We start from the raw sequence: 1,625 nt of genomic DNA, 5'->3' as shown, positions 1-1,625 counted from the left end.
TGCTGCTTCAGAAGCCAGTCGACAACCGCTCCCGGCTCTTCCGGGGGCGCGTACCGCAGCAACTGCGCCGTGTCGTAGATGGAAGGGGTGACGACCCCTCCCTGATGGCCGAGAGCAGCGATATCCGCCCTCAGCATTTCGATGAGCCGCTCGGCCGTAGAGGACATGGTGCTCCCCGCTGGATTTCCGTCCGCCTTTTAACACAATCGGCGGTACGGCCGGAGCGGAGAACGGAGGCCGCTTGCCCTCCAGGGGAGATCCCCTCCCACGCGGCGGGTCAGCGCGTGGGCTTGGTGTTCCCCGACGGCTTCTTGATGTCCACCTGCTGCTCCCAGCCGTAGCTGCCGAGGAAGTCGGACACCTGGTACGACACGTCGCGCACGAGCTCCACCGAGCCCATGGAGGCGTTGAGCTGGGTCATCGTCTGATCCATCATCGTCGACAGGTCGCTCACCGCCTGGAAGATCTGGGTGATGCCGGTGCTCTGCTGGGTCACCGCGGTGGTGATCTGCCGGACGGACTGCGCGTTGTCTTTGACGATGCCCGACAGCTGCTGGATCGTCTCGCTGAACTCGCTGATCTGAAGCAGGGTGGACTCCACCTTCTCCGAGCCCTGCTCCGTCATGGTGGCCGTGCTCCGGATGGCCTCGCTGACGTCCTCCAGGATGATGCGCACGTTGTTGGTGGCCTTGATGGACTGATCCGCCAGCTGGCGGATCTCCCGGGCCACCACGCCGAACCCCTTGCCGTGCTCGCCGGAGCGGACGGCCTCGATGGCGGCGTTGATGGCCAGCATGTTCGAGCGGTCCGCCAGCTGCTTCACGCTGTCGGTGATGTTGCCGATCTGGCGGGCGCGCTCGTCGAGGGCCCGGATGCGCTTGGCCATGTCCCGCACCTGCGCCTGGACTTCCTTGAGTCCGTCCAGGGTCCGCCCGATGGCCTGCTCACCCACCTGGCTGATCTCATTGGCGCGCTCGGTCTGCCGGAGCACGTTCTCGGCCTTCTGGGTGGCCATCGCCGAGGTCTCCTTGATCTCCTGGGCGGTGACCTGGGTCTCCTGAAGGGCGGAGGCCTGGAGGGTGAGCACCTCGGTCTGCTTGGTGGTGCTCAACCCGAGCTGCTCGGCGCTGCGCTTGAGGGAGCCGGCCGAGTCACGCAGCGAGAAGGAGAAGGCGCGCAGCTTCGCGAAGGCCCGCGCGGTGGCCGCGGCCAGATCGCCCATCTCGTCGGTGGACGACCAGACCGGCAGCTTGGGAGCACCGGAGGCCAATGCCTCCATGGAGTCCTGGACGCTTTGCGCGCCCTCCGACAGGTGCCGGGCGAGGCTGAGGGCCGAGAGTGTGGCCACCACGAGCAGGTAGCCGTTGAGCAGCAGGAGTGGCACGGACGAGCGCTGGAACAGCTCGCTCGCGGAGTCGCGCAGGACCTGCGAAGCCTGTCCCTGGGGCACGGCATCCACCTGGACCAAGGCCCGCGTGAACAGCTCGTAGGACTGGCGGCCCAACACGGTGAAGCTCACCAGCAGCGCGCAGACGATGAACAACGCGAAGGCATAGGGCAGGTACCAGTGGTACCGGGGCCACATGAACCCCGAGCGCTTCAAGTCGACCCCGGGGTTGCGCTGG

General features: G+C 66.8%; 1 protein-coding gene. It reads right to left on the bottom strand.

The features are described 5' to 3' along the window. Positions 1–277: 277 nt before the first annotated feature. The coding region (locus VF794_RS20910) for a methyl-accepting chemotaxis protein (protein ID WP_331113091.1) at positions 278–1,625 on the bottom strand (1,348 nt) is incomplete at its 5' end.

The organism is Archangium sp. (genome assembly GCF_036389735.1).
Lineage (GTDB): Bacteria > Myxococcota > Myxococcia > Myxococcales > Myxococcaceae > Archangium.
The sequence above is the reverse complement of the archived record's forward strand: the minus strand, read 5'-3'. Positions and strand labels throughout refer to the sequence as shown.